The 15,176-nt window shown below is 35.7% G+C and carries 15 protein-coding genes, 1 pseudogene and 1 other annotated feature; of the genes and pseudogenes, 12 read left to right on the top strand and 4 right to left on the bottom strand.

From position 1 onward, the window contains the following. The first annotated feature begins 65 nt into the window (after positions 1 to 65). Complete coding sequence (locus tag BAQ44_RS17905; protein ID WP_071722723.1) at positions 66 to 839, top strand: hypothetical protein; 774 nt, start codon at positions 66 to 68, stop codon at positions 837 to 839. Positions 840 to 1,144: 305 nt separating this feature from the next. Further along, positions 1,145 to 2,683 carry an ABC-F family ATP-binding cassette domain-containing protein gene (locus tag BAQ44_RS17900; protein ID WP_071722721.1) on the top strand — a complete coding sequence of 513 codons (1,539 nt, stop codon included), beginning with the start codon at positions 1,145 to 1,147 and terminating at the stop codon, positions 2,681 to 2,683. A gap of 454 nt (positions 2,684 to 3,137) precedes the next feature. Here the strand turns inward: BAQ44_RS17900 and BAQ44_RS17895 are convergent, their stop codons facing one another. Then, positions 3,138 to 5,162, bottom strand: coding sequence for a glycosyl hydrolase family 18 protein (locus BAQ44_RS17895; RefSeq protein ID WP_071722719.1), 2,025 nt, complete (start codon positions 5,160 to 5,162; stop codon positions 3,138 to 3,140). A gap of 370 nt (positions 5,163 to 5,532) precedes the next feature. On the opposite strand from BAQ44_RS17895, the gene BAQ44_RS17885 reads away from it, so the two are divergent. The 8 genes from BAQ44_RS17885 (at position 5,533) to BAQ44_RS17850 (ending at position 9,437) form a co-directional block, all read left to right on the top strand. Beyond that, positions 5,533 to 5,904, top strand: coding sequence for a DnaJ family domain-containing protein (locus BAQ44_RS17885; protein WP_063262171.1), 372 nt, complete (start codon positions 5,533 to 5,535; stop codon positions 5,902 to 5,904). A 10-nt stretch (positions 5,905 to 5,914) separates the two neighbouring features. Then, positions 5,915 to 6,229, top strand: coding sequence for a thioredoxin family protein (locus BAQ44_RS17880; RefSeq protein ID WP_063262170.1), 315 nt, complete (start codon positions 5,915 to 5,917; stop codon positions 6,227 to 6,229). Between the two features lie 13 nt (positions 6,230 to 6,242). Then, on the top strand, positions 6,243 to 6,494 hold the full coding sequence (locus tag BAQ44_RS17875; RefSeq protein WP_000394367.1) for a hypothetical protein: 252 nt from the start codon (positions 6,243 to 6,245) through the stop codon (positions 6,492 to 6,494). 126 nt (positions 6,495 to 6,620) lie between these two features. After that, positions 6,621 to 6,764, top strand: a complete 144-nt coding sequence (locus BAQ44_RS17870) for a hypothetical protein (protein WP_000817921.1) — start codon at positions 6,621 to 6,623, stop codon at positions 6,762 to 6,764. Between the two features lie 80 nt (positions 6,765 to 6,844). Continuing rightward, a complete protein-coding gene (locus BAQ44_RS17865; protein ID WP_001254436.1) occupies positions 6,845 to 7,426 on the top strand; it encodes a TetR/AcrR family transcriptional regulator in 582 nt (193 codons plus the stop codon). A gap of 65 nt (positions 7,427 to 7,491) precedes the next feature. Next, the gene (locus tag BAQ44_RS17860; protein ID WP_071722715.1) at positions 7,492 to 8,724 is read left to right on the top strand and encodes an MFS transporter; all 1,233 of its coding nucleotides are present in this window, start codon (positions 7,492 to 7,494) and stop codon (positions 8,722 to 8,724) included. A 56-nt stretch (positions 8,725 to 8,780) separates the two neighbouring features. Further along, complete coding sequence (locus BAQ44_RS17855) at positions 8,781 to 9,032, top strand: helix-turn-helix transcriptional regulator (RefSeq protein ID WP_080119822.1); 252 nt, start codon at positions 8,781 to 8,783, stop codon at positions 9,030 to 9,032. Positions 9,033 to 9,044: 12 nt separating this feature from the next. Then, positions 9,045 to 9,437: a hypothetical protein gene (locus BAQ44_RS17850; protein WP_071722713.1), complete on the top strand. Its 393-nt coding sequence runs from the start codon at positions 9,045 to 9,047 to the stop codon at positions 9,435 to 9,437. A gap of 43 nt (positions 9,438 to 9,480) precedes the next feature. Here the strand turns inward: BAQ44_RS17850 and BAQ44_RS17845 are convergent, their stop codons facing one another. After that, the gene (locus BAQ44_RS17845; RefSeq protein ID WP_071722710.1) at positions 9,481 to 10,764 is read right to left on the bottom strand and encodes an MFS transporter; all 1,284 of its coding nucleotides are present in this window, start codon (positions 10,762 to 10,764) and stop codon (positions 9,481 to 9,483) included. Between the two features lie 108 nt (positions 10,765 to 10,872). Next, positions 10,873 to 12,186 carry an alkaline phosphatase family protein gene (locus BAQ44_RS17840; RefSeq protein ID WP_071722708.1) on the bottom strand — a complete coding sequence of 438 codons (1,314 nt, stop codon included), beginning with the start codon at positions 12,184 to 12,186 and terminating at the stop codon, positions 10,873 to 10,875. Positions 12,187 to 12,340: 154 nt separating this feature from the next. Between BAQ44_RS17840 and BAQ44_RS17835 the strand changes: the two genes are divergently transcribed. After that, entirely contained in the window at positions 12,341 to 12,634 is a 294-nt protein-coding gene (locus tag BAQ44_RS17835) for a YesK-like family protein (RefSeq protein ID WP_073518143.1), read from the top strand. 93 nt (positions 12,635 to 12,727) lie between these two features. Beyond that, positions 12,728 to 12,934 (top strand) — a binding site (T-box leader). A gap of 46 nt (positions 12,935 to 12,980) precedes the next feature. Further along, complete coding sequence (gene proS, locus BAQ44_RS17830) at positions 12,981 to 14,411, top strand: proline--tRNA ligase (RefSeq protein ID WP_071722706.1); 1,431 nt, start codon at positions 12,981 to 12,983, stop codon at positions 14,409 to 14,411. A 114-nt stretch (positions 14,412 to 14,525) separates the two neighbouring features. Here the strand turns inward: proS and BAQ44_RS31445 are convergent. Continuing rightward, a pseudogene (locus BAQ44_RS31445) lies at positions 14,526 to 15,176 on the bottom strand (cell wall anchor protein); the annotation flags it as partial.

Below are 15,176 nucleotides of genomic sequence, written 5' to 3'. Positions count from 1 at the left end.
AAAAGCCTTTTAACAGTTTTTGGTATAATTACTGTTAAGAGGCTTTTTTATATAGGGGGAGAAAGATGAAATCTATAGAGCAAATAGTTGATTCGTTAACAGTTGATAATATTGAAGAAAGAAAGTCCTTATTAAAAAATCATATCTTATTAATGAAGTATGGTATGGAACATCATGAATTAAGAGAAGAAGAAATGACAGAAGTTTTAAAGTGGGTTCAAGGCCGGGATCAATTGAGAAAAGATGTTCCAGAATTACGTGATTTACATTTAGTTAAAAAGTTTCAAGCGCTATTAGATGAATTTATTCATTCTATAATTTCAACTGGTTATGTGGAAGATGCGGTAGAAGTTTTAGAGAGCGTATTGAAAAGTATGGGAGCAGTCGCTCATATTGTAAAAATTATGTTTGTTGGCAAAAGAAAAGTTAATAGAAATTCTTTAGAAATGGTAGAAGAGTTAAAACGAGAGTGCTACAACTTAATGGAACAGCGTGCTGCTGTCGGGTTGCATGCTCAAATCTTTCACGTTTTAGGTTTTGTTCATTCCATTCAGTTTGATTTAGAAGAAAGGTCGCAGGAACATGGACGAACTGTAATAGGCCTTTTAACGGATTTTAAGACGAAGGAATTGAAATCTGTACAACAATTTCAAAACGAAGAACATATTCCAGAAGTGAAAAATATGGTTAGTAAAGAGTATGGGATAGAACTACAAAGAAGAATTTATATGTGGAAATCGTTAACGCTCATCTTTACAAGTCCATATGCATTAGAAAAGTTGTATAAAGAAATTTACGCAGAAAATGAAAAAACGGAGAAGGAACAAAAGAAAAAATAGAGAATAGAATATAACAGAGTAGTTTATACTCTTAATATAACAAATGTTAAAGGAGTGAAAGGATAAAATGACTTTATCAACTGTTCTTCAAATGGTTTTAGCTTGATACGGGAGAAGTCTGCCCATTTTTAACAATTAAGCTAAATTGAAGACAGCAGGTAAAGAACCTTAATCCTTTTTTACGATAATATGTAATGGGTAAGGTGTATTCACCTTACCCATTTTTTATATATACAATTAAATAAGGCTTTATACTGTTGTTCTCTCTATTTAGCTTATGAACTATAAGTAGAGGAGAGAAAAAAATGAGTATATTAACAGTAGAAAATTTAAGTCATTCGTATGGTGAGAAAACCATTTTATATAATGCGTGTTTTCGACTATTAAAGGGCGAGCATGTTGGATTAGTTGGGAAAAATGGAATTGGAAAATCAACATTGTTAAGGATTTTAACAGGAGAACTTATACATGATGACGGAAACATTGAATGGTTTCCACATGTGAAGATAGGTTTTTTACAGCAGCATATGGATTTACAAGAGGGAATAACAATTGAGGGATACTTACAAAGTGCATTTTCTAATCTGTATGCGATTGAGTGTGAAATGTTAAAAATTGCTGAAGAAATGAATGGGGCAGGAGAGATAGAAAAACTGTTAGTAAAGTATGGAGAATTACAAACTATATTGGAAAGTTCTAATTTCTATCAAATTCATACAGAAATTGAAGAAGTAGCAATCGGCTTAGGCTTATTTGAAATAGGTTTGAAAAAGGATGTTTCACAGTTAAGTGGAGGACAGCGAACGAAGTTATTACTTGGGAAGCTCCTTTTAGAAAAAGCTGATGTTTTATTGCTAGATGAGCCAACAAACTATTTAGATACAACTCATATAGAATGGTTGCAATCGTATTTGAGACTGTATGAAAAAGCTTATGTAATCATTTCACATGACGAATTATTTTTGAACAGTATTACGAATGTTATTTATCATCTAGAAGAACGGAAAGTGAAGCGGTACGTAGGAAATTATGAAAAATTTGTGCAAAGTTATCAATTGCAAAGGAAACAATTACAATCGGCGCATGCGAAACAACAAAAAGAAATTGCTCAGTTAGAAACATTTATTCAAAAAAATAAAATTCGAAAAGCGAAACAGGCTAAAAGTCGAGAGAAAGTATTAGAGAAAATGGAAAGGATTGAAAAGGTTAATCATGTAACTCGATCCCGTTTTGATTTTACTGTTTCTGAGGAGCCAGTAAGTCGTATATTGCAGGCTGAGAAACTAAGGATAGGTTATAGTGATCCGTTATGTCCAGAGTTGAATTTACAAGTGAAAAAGGGAGAAAAGATAGCGATTGTTGGTCATAATGGAATCGGAAAAACGACGATGTTAAAAACGTTATTAGGCCAAATAAAGCCGCTAAGTGGTTCAATTTCTGTTGGCGAGCGAGTAAATCCTGCCTATTTTGCACAGGAAGAGTTTGCTTCAGAAACAACACCATTAGAGAAAGTTTGGGCAGAAAGACCAGATATGACAAGGAAAGAAGTACGCCAAGCATTAGCAAAGTGTGGCTTGAAAGAAGAGCACGTATTAAAACCTATTCGATTATTAAGCGGCGGAGAACAAACGAAAGTGCGTTTATGTGAACTTATCGTAACGAAAAGCAATGTTTTAATTTTAGATGAACCGACTAATCATTTGGATATAGAAACAAAGAAGTCTTTGCAGGAAGCGTTACAACAATATACAGGAACAGTTTTACTTGTCTCACATGAGCCTTCTTTCTATGAAGCGTGGATTACAAAAGTATGGAATATAGAAGAATGGAACGCTGAACAATAATCACAAAGAAAAGGCCTTAGCTTATATAAGCTAAGGCCTTTTCTTTGTGATTAACATGATTTTCGAGAACTCTTACATGAGAATTGTATGAAGAAGCACTCTTATGGTGCGCTTATAAGCGTGCTTTTTCTTATGTTATGTTTATATTTAGATGCCTTTCCCTAATAGGCCACTATCTTTTCTTTGTATATATAGATAGTGTGAAGTGGAATGAAAAATAATTCCTATATGTAAAGGATAAAGTGATTAGTATAAGAAGACAATAGAACTGGAAGGAAATTCATGTAAAGTTCAGATGAACTTCACATGAACTTCATATTAGAAACCAAATATGATTATAATAGGTTATCGTAATATATATTCGTGATTTTTCATAAAATTAAAAGTTTGAATTTAGGTCAGAGCACTCAAACCTAAATTCAAACTTTAGTAAAATAATTAATGGAGGTTACATTTAGTTTTCGCTAATGGATGCATTTAAAAATTCAGTAGGATTCCCTGTTCCTGCTCCTCCGATTGTAACAGACCCACCAGGAAGAATTTCACCATTCCATCCTGCATTCGTAATTACGTAATGATTATTTATTTTACTACTAATTTTAGAATCCCAAACTTGTGTTAAATTGCCGTTATAATCAAATTCTAATTTCCAGTTTTTAATTGGGGTCGTTCCGCTATTTTTAATTACAATCGAGAAGTTGTAACCACTTCCCCAATTTGAAGTGACTGAAAAGGTAGCATTGCCATTTCCATCAGGAGGTGTTGTGTTAGCGTCATCTGTTTTTACAAGAATGGAAGTAGGCTGTGATTTATTCCCAGCAGCATCCTTTGCTAATATTGAAATTGTATATTCTATATTAGGTTTTAAGTTTTTAATTGTAATACTATTTGTTGTTGTACTCCATTTTTCTTCTCCGGCAGTAATTTCATATTCAGTAACGCCTACGTTATCAGTAGATGCAGTCCAGTTTAATTGAACTAAGTTTGAATTTTTATTTGTAACAGCAATATTTTTTACGTTTGTTGGGGGCTCAGTATCTTTTTGAGTAATAGGTCCACCAAGTAATTCTTTTACTAACGTATCAAGTAATTTTGGTCCATTACAACTATATTTTGGACTTGTACGGCAATCCCCGCTTAGTTCCCAAAACATTGCGCCACTTAAACCCTTTGTCTTTATATAGTCTGTTTTATATTTCATAGATTCGTTGTCATCATAGCTAATAAACGCTCCTGTAGTCGCATTATATAAATAAGGTACTTTCGCTACATCGTTCCATCCGCGAACAAAACCATTTTTATTCACATAATTAGCTGCTAAATCACCGTAATCGTAGACACCTGTGTCACCGGTAGAATAATCATCCCAAGTACCTTTAGAAGCTAGCTTTCCGTCACTACCTGGTTTACAAGGTTGGTATTGCCCATTATTTTCTTTTCCGCAACTTTTCCATCCACGTCCGTAAAAAGGTACACCTAATACGAGTTTATCCGCTGGAACCCCTTCATTTGTATAAATGTCTATCGCACCATCTACGTAAAATTTTGTATCCGCTGCTGGGTCATTTGGATCTTTGTATAGTGCTGCATTATGGTTAGAAGTAGCTTCCCATCCACCGTGGAAATCATATGTCATAATATTAATCCAATCCAGTATTTGAGAGATCTTCTTTAGCTCTGTATGATCCGCATAACGTTGGCTTGCACCTGAAGCGATTGTTAGTAAATATTGTTTCCCATCTTCTGCACTAGCTTTTGTTAATGCATTTCGAACATCTTGAAGGAGTAGGGTGAAGTTTTGTTTATCTTCAGGACGATAACTACCACCAGGAATCGTTTCAACACCCGGGTATTCCCAGTCTAAATCCACGCCATCAAATCCATATTCGCGAAGAAAAGCTACTGTAGATTCAGCGAATACTTTTCTTGTTTTTTCATCAGCGGCCATATCAGAAAAACGGTTAGACCAAGTCCAGCCACCAACTGAAATAATTGTTTTTAAGTGAGGGTACTTAGCTTTTAATCGTTTCAGTTCTCCGAAATTTCCGCAGCGGGCATATTTATCACAATCTTCCCAAGTTGTACCCGATCCTGGATAAGATTTTGTGACATCAGCCCATGGTTCGCCGAGTACGAGAGTGCCATTAGGGACCTCTTTATTTTGCAGTGGTACACCAGATTCTTTACAGTTCCACGTTTGTTTATTTGGATTATCGGGGTGAGTAGAAGGGTTTCCATGTTTTCCATTCCAGCAAATATCAGCGAAAGCATAGTTTAAATGAGTTAGCTTTGATGCATCAATGTCTGCAACTTGATAATTACGTCCGTAAATGCCCCACGAAGGAAAATACCCAACAATTTTTTGACCTTGCTTTGGTGAATCTGCTAATGCGAAATTTGGAGTAATAAAGTTTGTGAGAAAAAGAGGTAAGAAGAGTAGTAGGGATAGTAATAGCAACGTGAATTTTTTTGATTTCATAGTCATTTCTCCTTTCAAAATAAAAAATATATTTAAAGGCATGCGCCAATAAACCAAAATGAATCTAGACGTATTAAAGCTTGATAAAAATGATCAGACATCACGAAGTCTATACAAGGGAGCTGGGGGTGATTAAATCGTAGCAAATGTAAGATTTGGTGTAAACGCTTTATTGGACTCGAAAAGACTTTCTCAATATGAAGTGGCTTTAATACAGATTACACATGAAAATAAAATATTGATTAGGGGGGAAAAGGCTCCTCGTAATTAAATTTGAGAAAAAATTGTATGGGGTCAATTTGTAATAGCGTAGCAAGATGAGAAAATATCATGTAAAATAATAGTAAAAATATGTAAAGGAGCGAATGGTGTGGATGTCTTTTTGAACATTGCTGAAGAAAAAATTCGACAAGCAATACGGAATGGAGACCTTGATCATATTCCGGGAAAAGGAAAACCACTACAATTAGAAGACCTTTCAATGGTACCTCCAGAACTTAGAATGAGTTATAAAATTTTAAAAAATGCGGGCATGATTCCACCAGAAATGGAACTACAAAAAGATATATTAAAAATACAAGACTTAATTGCGTGCTGTTATGATGAAGCAGAGAGAAAAGAATTACAAGAAGAGTTAACAGCAAAAATGCTTCGTTTTCAGCAGGTAATGGAAAAGAGAAAGATTAAAGATAGTTCAGCTTTTCGTATGTATCAAGGTAAAGTATTTCGTAAATTACGCTAAGAGGGATAAGATGAATACATTTGAAACGATAGAAGAATTAGCAACATATATTGAAGAACAACAATTAGTGCTGCTTTTTATTAAAACAGAAAATTGTGGTGTTTGTGATGTTATGCTAAGAAAAGTAAATGGCGTACTAGAGAATTATGAATACGTAGAGAAAGTAGAAATATTACTACAAGACATGCAAGAAATTGCGGGGCGATATGCAGTATTTACAGGGCCAACAGTTTTATTATTTTATAATGGAAAAGAGATCCTTCGTGAATCGCGCTTCATTTCACTTGAAAATCTAGAAAGAACCATTCAATTATTCGAAGATTAAGGGAGGCTTTTATATGGAATTTATTATTGTCATACTATTATTTGTTGTAGTTGGAACGATCGTAACAGCAGTTCGATCAAACAAAAAGAAGGTAAATCTTACGAAACAAAATAACATTCATAATTCATCTAACAATTCATCACCATTATTTTTCTTTGCTGGATCTGATAATGATAGCTCGCATGGAGGATCACATGATTGTGGGGGATCTTTTGGCGGAGATAGCGGAGGTAGCTGCGATGGTGGCGGAGGCGGCGGTGATTGATGAGAATACGCCCTATAACGGGCGTATTTCTTTTTAAACAAACGTTTGATTAGTTGGCTTACATATGCATAACAACAGTTAAACAAACGTTTGATTAATATTTTTAACGTACTAAGGGGAATAGAAATGAAAAGGGAACTGAAAGTGAAAAACAAGGGGAAAGTAGTGTTATTTTTATTAGCTGCGGGAGGCGTAGTTCTTGTTAAATTAGGATTTAAAATTGGAATCATACATATGATTCGAACGTGGTTTGAAAGTACGTTTTCTTAAATAAGGAATATAGCCTCTTGCGATAGAGGTTTTTAATTTGTTATTATTAGACTGAACGGTCGGTTTAAAGAGGTGTGAATATGAGAAGAAGCGCAGAAGAGATAAAGAAAGAAATTGCCTATAAAGCAGAAAGTCTGTTTTCACAGAAGGGCTATGCAGCTACATCTATGGAAGAGATTTGTGAAATTACAGAGAGAAGTAAAGGAAGCATTTATTATCACTTTAAAAGTAAAGAAGAATTATTTTTATTTGTAGTGAAACAGCATACGTATGATTGGCTTGAAAAATGGAATGAAAAAGAGAAGTTGTATAGTACGAATACTGAAAAACTATATGGTCTCGCGGAATATCATGTCGAGGACATACAGCAGCCCATTTCAAATGCAATAGAGGAATTCTCTATGAGCCAAGTTGTAAGTAAAGAGATTTTGGATGAACTATTGGCTTTAACTAGAGAATCATATGTTATGTTTGAGAAACTAATTGAAGCAGGCATACAGTCTGGAGAGTTTCGTGAAGATAATACGCGTGATCTTATGTATATTGTGAATGGATTATTATCGGGGCTTGGAGTACTTTACTACGAGTTAGATTATAAAGAGTTGCAACGTATTTATAAAAAGGCAATAGATGTATTGTTAAAAGGAATGGCAGCTGAATAATAAGTCAGTTGCTTTTCTTACAAAAAAACTAGACCGAACGGTCGGTTTATGAAAGGGGAATGAAAGTGAACGCTTTATTTAAAAACCGAGCATTTATGCTCGTTATGGCGTCTGATATTTTACAACAATTTGCAATTTGGATCAGAAATATGGCTCTTTTATATTTCATAATGGAGCGAACGAATAATGATCCAGTTTCAGTTTCTTTGTTATCGGTTATGGAATATGCACCTATTTTTATTTTCTCGTTTATCGGTGGGGCGCTAGCTGATCGCTGGAATCCGAAAAGAACGATGGTTGCTGGAGATGTATTAAGCGTACTGTCTATTGTAGGAATTGTCTTGTTGTTAAAGTTAGATTATTGGCAGGCTATATTTTTTGCAACACTCATTTCCGCGATTGTAGGTCAGTTTTCTCAGCCATCATCTTCGCGTATATTTAAGCGCTACGTAAAAGAAGAACAGGTAGCAAATGCGATTGCATTTAATCAAACATTACAGTCATTATTTCTGATTTTTGGACCAGTAGTAGGATCGCTTGTGTACACACAACTTGGTTTATTTACATCACTATATAGCTTAATCATTTTATTTTTGTTATCTGCTATTGCTCTTTCGTTTTTACCAAAATGGGTGGAACAAGAGCAAGTGGCGAGAGATTCATTGAAAAATGATATAAAAGAGGGGTGGAAATATGTTCTTCATACGAAAAATTTACGTATGATTACGATCACTTTCACCATTATGGGCTTAGCTGTTGGACTAACAAATCCATTAGAAGTGTTTCTTGTAATAGAACGGCTTGGAATGGAAAAAGAAGCAGTTCAATATTTAGCCGCAGCTGATGGAATCGGTATGTTAGTCGGTGGGATTGTTGCTGCAGTTTTTGCTTCAAAAGTGAATCCGAAAAAGATGTTTGTATTCGGTATGAGCATATTAGCAATATCATTTTTAGTAGAAGGGCTATCTACATCATTTTGGCTTACTAGTTTCATGAGGTTTGGAACAGGTATTTGTTTAGCTTGTGTTAATATCGTTGTCGGTACGCTTATGATTCAACTTGTACCAGAAAATATGATTGGAAGAGTAAATGGAACAATTTTGCCACTGTTTATGGGGGCAATGTTAATTGGAACTTCACTAGCTGGAGGATTGAAGGAGATGACCTCACTAGTTACTGTATTTTGTATAGCAATGTCACTTATTTTATTTGCGATAGGGCCAGTTCTACGCATGAAAATAAATAAAGAAGATGTCGCTAATACAGAGGAACTAACAAATTCGTTAGCCTCGAAATAACCATTGTAAGGGAGCAGAATTGCTCCCTTTTCTTGTGGCAGTCTTTTGACAATGAAATGTACCGACTATATACTAATGTTGTAAAAACGATTTTACATGTTAGGAGAAAAGATGTGAAAAATCAAATTTATGAATTACGCACTGAAAACAATATTTCACAAGGTGCATTAGCTGATAAGTGTAAAGTTTCAAGACAGACGATAAATGCAATTGAGAATAATAAATATGATCCAAGCTTAGCGTTAGCATTCCGTTTAGCTGAAGTATTAGGAACAACTGTTGATAAACTATTTTTGTACAAGCTGTAGGGGGAATAGTTGTTGGGGAAAGAGAAAATAAGCCTTGTAGTTACGACATTAGTGGCTATAAGTACGTTAGTGTTTGCACTTTATTATTGGTTAATTGAACTTCAAGTAAACTGGTATGCACTATTTATTTGTAGCATCGCATTACATTATATGTTTAAAAGTTTGGCATCGAATAATGTGGAAGGGACAACGGAGGAGAAAGAAGATGTAGAAAAGCATGTATTAAAAACAAGTGCAAATGTTACGTATTATGTACTTGTTGTATTAATTTTTGGTTTGTTTTTCGCATCGGTAGGTTTTAATAAATGGATTGATTTTCATAACATACCGCTTTTGTTTGCGTTATGCGCTGCGATAGTTGTAAAGCCGGCTGTAGAATTTTTAATTGTAAGACGTTATCGATAAAATAAGAAAAAGATCCTCTTCTCATATGAAGAGGATCTTTTTCTTATAGCGTTTTGGTTTTTGGACTAGGTGGTGTAACGGATGTACTATTTTCAGGAACTCTAGTTAATAAAAATCCGCCGATAACGAACAGTACAATAATACTAAGGACACCAGCGTTTGTTTTTCCCGTTAATTGCGTTGTAACACCGACTAATACGGGACCCATAATCGCTGCGAACTTGCCAAATATATTATAAAATCCGAAGAATTCATTTGCAGATTCTTTAGGTACTAGTTTTGCAAAATAGGACCGACTAAGCGCTTGAATACCACCTTGAGAAGTGGCAACTAACATTGCTAAAATCCAGAAATCGAGTGTTGTTTTTAAGAAATAAGCATATGTGCAGATAATGATATAAATAATAATACCGACATATAGCATTTTTTTCCCTGTAAATGTTTCTGATAATTTTCCGTATAATAAAGCGAATGGACAAGCTACAATTTGTGTAACAAATAAGATGATTAATAGATTCGTTGCACTAATACCGAGATCTGTTCCGTAAGCGGTAGACATAGTAATAATTGTATCGACCCCGTCAATGTAGAAGAAATAGGCGATTAGGAACATAAAGACTGTTTTATATTCTTTAATATTTTTAAAAGTATCAGCAAGGCGTTTGAAGCTCATTGCAATTGGTCTTGGATCGCGTTCAATATAGTGCGTTTGCTCTACGTTTTTTAGCATTGGAATTGTAAACAATCCCCACCAAAGAGCTGTTATCGCGAATGAAATTTGACTAGCAATGCCGACTGATAAAGGGATAGTTCCTTTTTGAGCAAGAATAATAAGAGCGATACAACCGATAAAAGGAATGGTGCTCCCAATATAGCCTAATGCAAAGCCTCTTGTAGAAATTCGGTCCATTCTATCTTTAGAGGTAACATCTACTAAAAATGCATCATAAAAAATGTTTGCTCCCGCAAAACCGATTAGTGCTAGCATATAGCAGCCTAGTAATAAGTACCACTGAGATGTTGGGACGACTGCTAGCATACTTGTAAATACGATGCCGAGTCCGAAGAAGAATGTGAAAAATCGTTTTTTAAACCCTTTATAATCAGCAACTGTGCCGAGAATAGGAGCAAGTATAGAAATTAAAAGTGTAGCGAACGAGTTTGCATATCCCCAATATGCTGTTGAAGTTGCACCAGATAGTCCAGCTTCTTTTGCGGCTGCTTTAAAGTAAATTGGGAATAATGCAGTTGTAATGACGAGCGAATATACCGAGTTCGCCCAATCGTATAATATCCAGCTTTTTTCTTGTCTGGACATTTTTTTCATATAATGTTCCCCCTTAAATTTGTTCTACTAACAGTGTACAAAAATAAAAATTATAAAAAGAGAAACAGTGATGATTTTTACATAACTTTTACATATATACACAGTTCTTTACAATTGAAGTAAATCCTCTACAATTGATCCGTCTGTTTCACCTAAGTGTAAACCGAGTAGTCTAGCGATAGTCGGACCTTCATCAATAAGCCTCATATATGGAATGGTAATGCCGCTTTTTATCCCTTTCCCAGCAGCGATAAAAATTGTTTCATAGTTAGGTTTTGTTGGAGAGTATCCATGCGTACCAAATGTATATTTTTTACTAGGCGTAACATCTTTTTCAGTAATTTCCTTTATAAAATCTCCTGTATAGTTTTCAGTGAAATAATAGCCTTCTTGTGCTTCCAACATAAATAAACAATTACCATCTGCACCGCAGTCTTTTACAGCTTCATCATGTAGTATAAATTCAATACCGTTTTGTTTATTTGGAAGTAATTCTTCAAGTAGTAGTTGTACTTTTCGAATGGTATCTGTATCATTTTTGTCTTTTACATATACATAGGCAGAGCCGTCGCAACTTTGGCAATAGACCTTCCAGTCTATTAATTTTCCTTTTGAGTTTATAGATATAAGCTCGTTTTGATGGAATAGTACATTTAATTGAATGGCTTTGTTTTCACTTAAAGCGCTATGATCACCAAGAGCGATAATTGTACTCTCTTCGTATAGGTTACTGTCTTTTAAAGCTTGAATAATTTTTCCTAGCCGTTCATCGTGTCTATGAATTGCAGCTATTGTTTCTTTTGATTCAAAGCCGTGATAGTGTCTTTGGGTGTCTAAATCGGTGAAATGTACAAACATGACATTCGGCTTCTTCGTTTGGATTGTATGCACAGCAGAAGCGAGTACGAAATCATCGAGTTCAGGCTGTGATAAACCATTTCTTATATGACCAAAACGCTGATTCAAATCTAATTGATATAGCGGGCTACCGCTAAATAATGAAACTAAAATTTGATTTTGCCACGGTCTATTTGGAAAAATTTCAGGTAAATTGTAATCAATATTTGCTCTGCCGGTAACAGGCCATAGAAGGGCAGCTGTCGTTAAATTTGCTTTACGTGCTTCATCGTATAACGTTGTTCCTTTAATGGATTTTCGGTACCAATGCCAATCTGGTGACTCGCGTCCAGGTTGAAGTAACGTATTGCTAACTACGCCATGTTTATTAGGGTAGTTTCCAGTAACGATTGTTGAGTGACTTGGGTATGTTACAGAAGGATAAATAGGTTCCACTTTTCTCGCCATCGCGCCCTTGTTTATTAATGTTTGGAAATTAGGAAGTTTTTGTAATATAGGAAAATCTAAAGCTGATAAGCAATCGAAAGATAAAATAATGACGTGATTTGTTAATGCTTTATCCATAAAGTTCCCTCCTGATTATATAAAACCTATTCTTATATATTACTATTAATACCTAGTAATAAAAATATATTTCTAGGTGAAAATTTATTATTTATTTTCAGAAAAGTTAAACATATAATTAAGTATAAGGGAATGAATGGAAGGAGGGAATACTGTGGATTGGCTAGATGAATTTAGTATCTTTTATATCATTGGCGGAATTACGATTATTCTTGTATTTGCTATTTCGTATTTACTAAAGAAACGGTTTCCAAACAAACAGTTCGATATTATATTTGCACTTAGTTTAATACTTCTTTGCTTAGCATCCTTTCCGGTTACAATGATGGTGATTGGTGGATGGGAAGGAATGGGATATGGATTTATTGGTTTCTTCGTTCTACTTGGTACACTTATCGGTATGATTGCACATCAACTTTTAAAAATCACGAGAAAAAGCTACGTATAAAACTGCAAAAAATGAAAAGAATATATAAAAATGAGAAAATTAGCTATTGTTTTAAAAAAGAATTTGTATTATGATAATCAACAAATTTATTTCGTTATAACGATGAGAAAGGACTAGTACATGTTCAACCTTTTTAGCAGAGAGAGAATCCAGTAGGCTGAAAGATTCTTAAAAAGGCGATATGGAACCTACCTTTGAGTTCTGCATATGCAGCGGGAATTTCCCGTTATCAAAAAGAGAGCATGCGCAATTTTTGTGCATGAATCAGGGTGGTAACGCCGGCAAAGCTCGGTCCCTATTTAGGGACGCGGGCTTTTTTGTATTTTCAAAAGGAGGAAGACTGACTATGGCAAAAGAACAAGTACAAGCGATTACGAAGATGGAAGAGGATTTTGCACAGTGGTACACAGATATTGTAAAAAAAGCAGAACTTGTTGATTATTCAAGTGTAAAAGGATGTATGATTCTACGTCCGTACGGTTATGCCTTATGGGAAAATATGCAGAAAGTTATGGATGAGAAGTTAAAAGCAACTGGTCATGAAAATGTGTATATGCCAATGTTTATCCCAGAGAGTTTATTGCAAAAAGAGAAGGATCATGTAGAAGGGTTTGCTCCTGAAGTAGCATGGGTGACACATGGCGGGGATGAAAAATTAGCGGAGAGACTTTGTGTACGCCCTACATCTGAAACTTTATTCTGTGAACATTTTTCAAAAATTGTGCAATCCTATAATGATTTGCCAAAGCTATATAATCAGTGGTGTTCAGTAGTTCGTTGGGAGAAAACGACGCGACCATTCCTTCGTACAACTGAATTCTTATGGCAAGAGGGTCATACAATTCATGAAACAGCAGAAGAATCTCAAGCTGAAACGTTACATATTTTAAATCTATATGCTTCTTTCTGTGAAGACTACTTAGCGATACCAATAATTAAAGGACAAAAAACAGAGAAAGAAAAATTTGCGGGCGCAAAGGCGACGTATACGATTGAAAGCTTAATGCATGATGGGAAAGCACTTCAAACAGGAACATCTCATAACTTTGGAACGAATTTCTCTGAAGCATTTGATATTAAGTTTTTAGATCGTAACGGTAAGTGGCAATATGTACACCAAACATCTTGGGGTGTATCAACAAGAATGATAGGTGGACTTATTATGGTTCATAGTGATAATAATGGGCTTGTAATGCCTCCTAAAGTCGCGCCAGTGCAAGTTGTTATTGTACCAATTGCTCAGCATAAAGAAGGAGTTTTAGCGAAAGCAACAGAGTTACAAGAACATATTCAAAAGGTTGCACGAGTAAAAATAGATGCTAGTAATAAAACACCAGGCTGGAAATTCAATGAGTATGAAATGAAGGGCATTCCAATTCGATTAGAAGTTGGCCCTAAAGATATTGAAAAGAATCAAGTCGTACTTGTAAGAAGAGATACGAAAGAAAAAGAATTTATATCAATGGATCAATTAGAAGAACGTATTCCAGCATTACTTGAGGAAATTCACAATTCTTTATTTAATAAGGCAAAAGTATTTCGCGATGAGAATACGTATAGTGCGACGAATTTCGAAGAGATGAAAAAAGTAGCGGATGAAAAGCAAGGATTTATTAAGGCAATGTGGTGCGGAGAATTGGCTTGTGAAGAGAAACTAAAAGAAGAGGTTGGAGTATCTTCACGTTGTATGCCTTTTGAGCAAGAGCATGTAGCTGATGAATGTATTTGTTGTGGGAAAGAAGCTAAACAAATGGTGTATTGGGGAAAAGCGTATTAATGCGCTTTTTGATAGAGGATGAAAAGGACTTTGGGCTGCATAATAAAATGCAATCCAAAGTCCTTTTTAGTTTTACAATTTGCTTCATGTATGTTTTAGATGGAAGGATGTGTTTTATTTTGCATTTTTACGGCGAATAAATAGTAACATACCGATTAGGAATGTTGAAATTCCCATTAAAATAGATGCAGGATAATGTGTTGCCGTATTAGGTAACTTATCGCCTTGTTTTTTCTCATTATCTTTTACATTGCCACCTTGAGAACCGTTGCCTCCCTGAGAGCTGCTATCGCCTTTAACGCGGTTGCTGCCTTGAGAACTGTTATCGCCTTTAACACGGTTACCACCTTGAGAGCCGTTGCCACCAGAGCCGTTGCCACCAGAGCCGTTGCCACCAGAGCCATTGCCACCAGAACCATTGCCACCAGAGCCATTGCCACCAGAACCGTTGCCACCAGAGCCGTTGCCACCAGAACCGTTGCCGCCAGAGCCGTTGCCACCAGAGCCATTACCACCAGAACCATTGCCACCAGAACCGTTATCACCAGCACCACTGCCGCCAGAACCACTGCCACCAGAACCGTTACCACCAGAACCGTTACCACCAGAACCATTACCACCAGAGCCGTTGCCGCCAGAACCACTGCCACCAGAACCACTGCCACCAGAGCCGTTGCCACCAGAACCATTGCCACCAGAGCCGTTGCCGCCAGAACCGTTATCACCAGAACCATTGCCGCCAGAACCGTTACCACCGGAGCCATT

It is taken from the genome of Bacillus mobilis (assembly GCF_001884045.1).
GTDB lineage: Bacteria > Bacillota > Bacilli > Bacillales > Bacillaceae_G > Bacillus_A > Bacillus_A mobilis.
Note: the sequence above shows the minus strand (reverse complement) of the source record. Positions and strands in the feature narration are given on the sequence as shown.

Bases quoted from the DNA above. Each gene is read 5' to 3' on its own strand.
- BAQ44_RS17905 (WP_071722723.1), top strand. From the start codon at position 66: ATGAAATCTATAGAGCAAATAGTTGATTCGTTAACAGTTGATAATATT.
- BAQ44_RS17900 (WP_071722721.1), top strand. From the start codon at position 1,145: ATGAGTATATTAACAGTAGAAAATTTAAGTCATTCGTATGGTGAGAAA.
- BAQ44_RS17895 (WP_071722719.1), bottom strand. From the start codon at position 5,162: ATGAAATCAAAAAAATTCACGTTGCTATTACTATCCCTACTACTCTTC.
- BAQ44_RS17880 (WP_063262170.1), top strand. From the start codon at position 5,915: ATGAATACATTTGAAACGATAGAAGAATTAGCAACATATATTGAAGAA.
- BAQ44_RS17875 (WP_000394367.1), top strand. From the start codon at position 6,243: ATGGAATTTATTATTGTCATACTATTATTTGTTGTAGTTGGAACGATC.
- BAQ44_RS17870 (WP_000817921.1), top strand. From the start codon at position 6,621: ATGAAAAGGGAACTGAAAGTGAAAAACAAGGGGAAAGTAGTGTTATTT.
- BAQ44_RS17865 (WP_001254436.1), top strand. From the start codon at position 6,845: ATGAGAAGAAGCGCAGAAGAGATAAAGAAAGAAATTGCCTATAAAGCA.
- BAQ44_RS17855 (WP_080119822.1), top strand. From the start codon at position 8,781: ATGTACCGACTATATACTAATGTTGTAAAAACGATTTTACATGTTAGG.
- BAQ44_RS17845 (WP_071722710.1), bottom strand. From the start codon at position 10,764: ATGAAAAAAATGTCCAGACAAGAAAAAAGCTGGATATTATACGATTGG.
- BAQ44_RS17840 (WP_071722708.1), bottom strand. From the start codon at position 12,186: ATGGATAAAGCATTAACAAATCACGTCATTATTTTATCTTTCGATTGC.
- proS (WP_071722706.1), top strand. From the start codon at position 12,981: ATGGCAAAAGAACAAGTACAAGCGATTACGAAGATGGAAGAGGATTTT.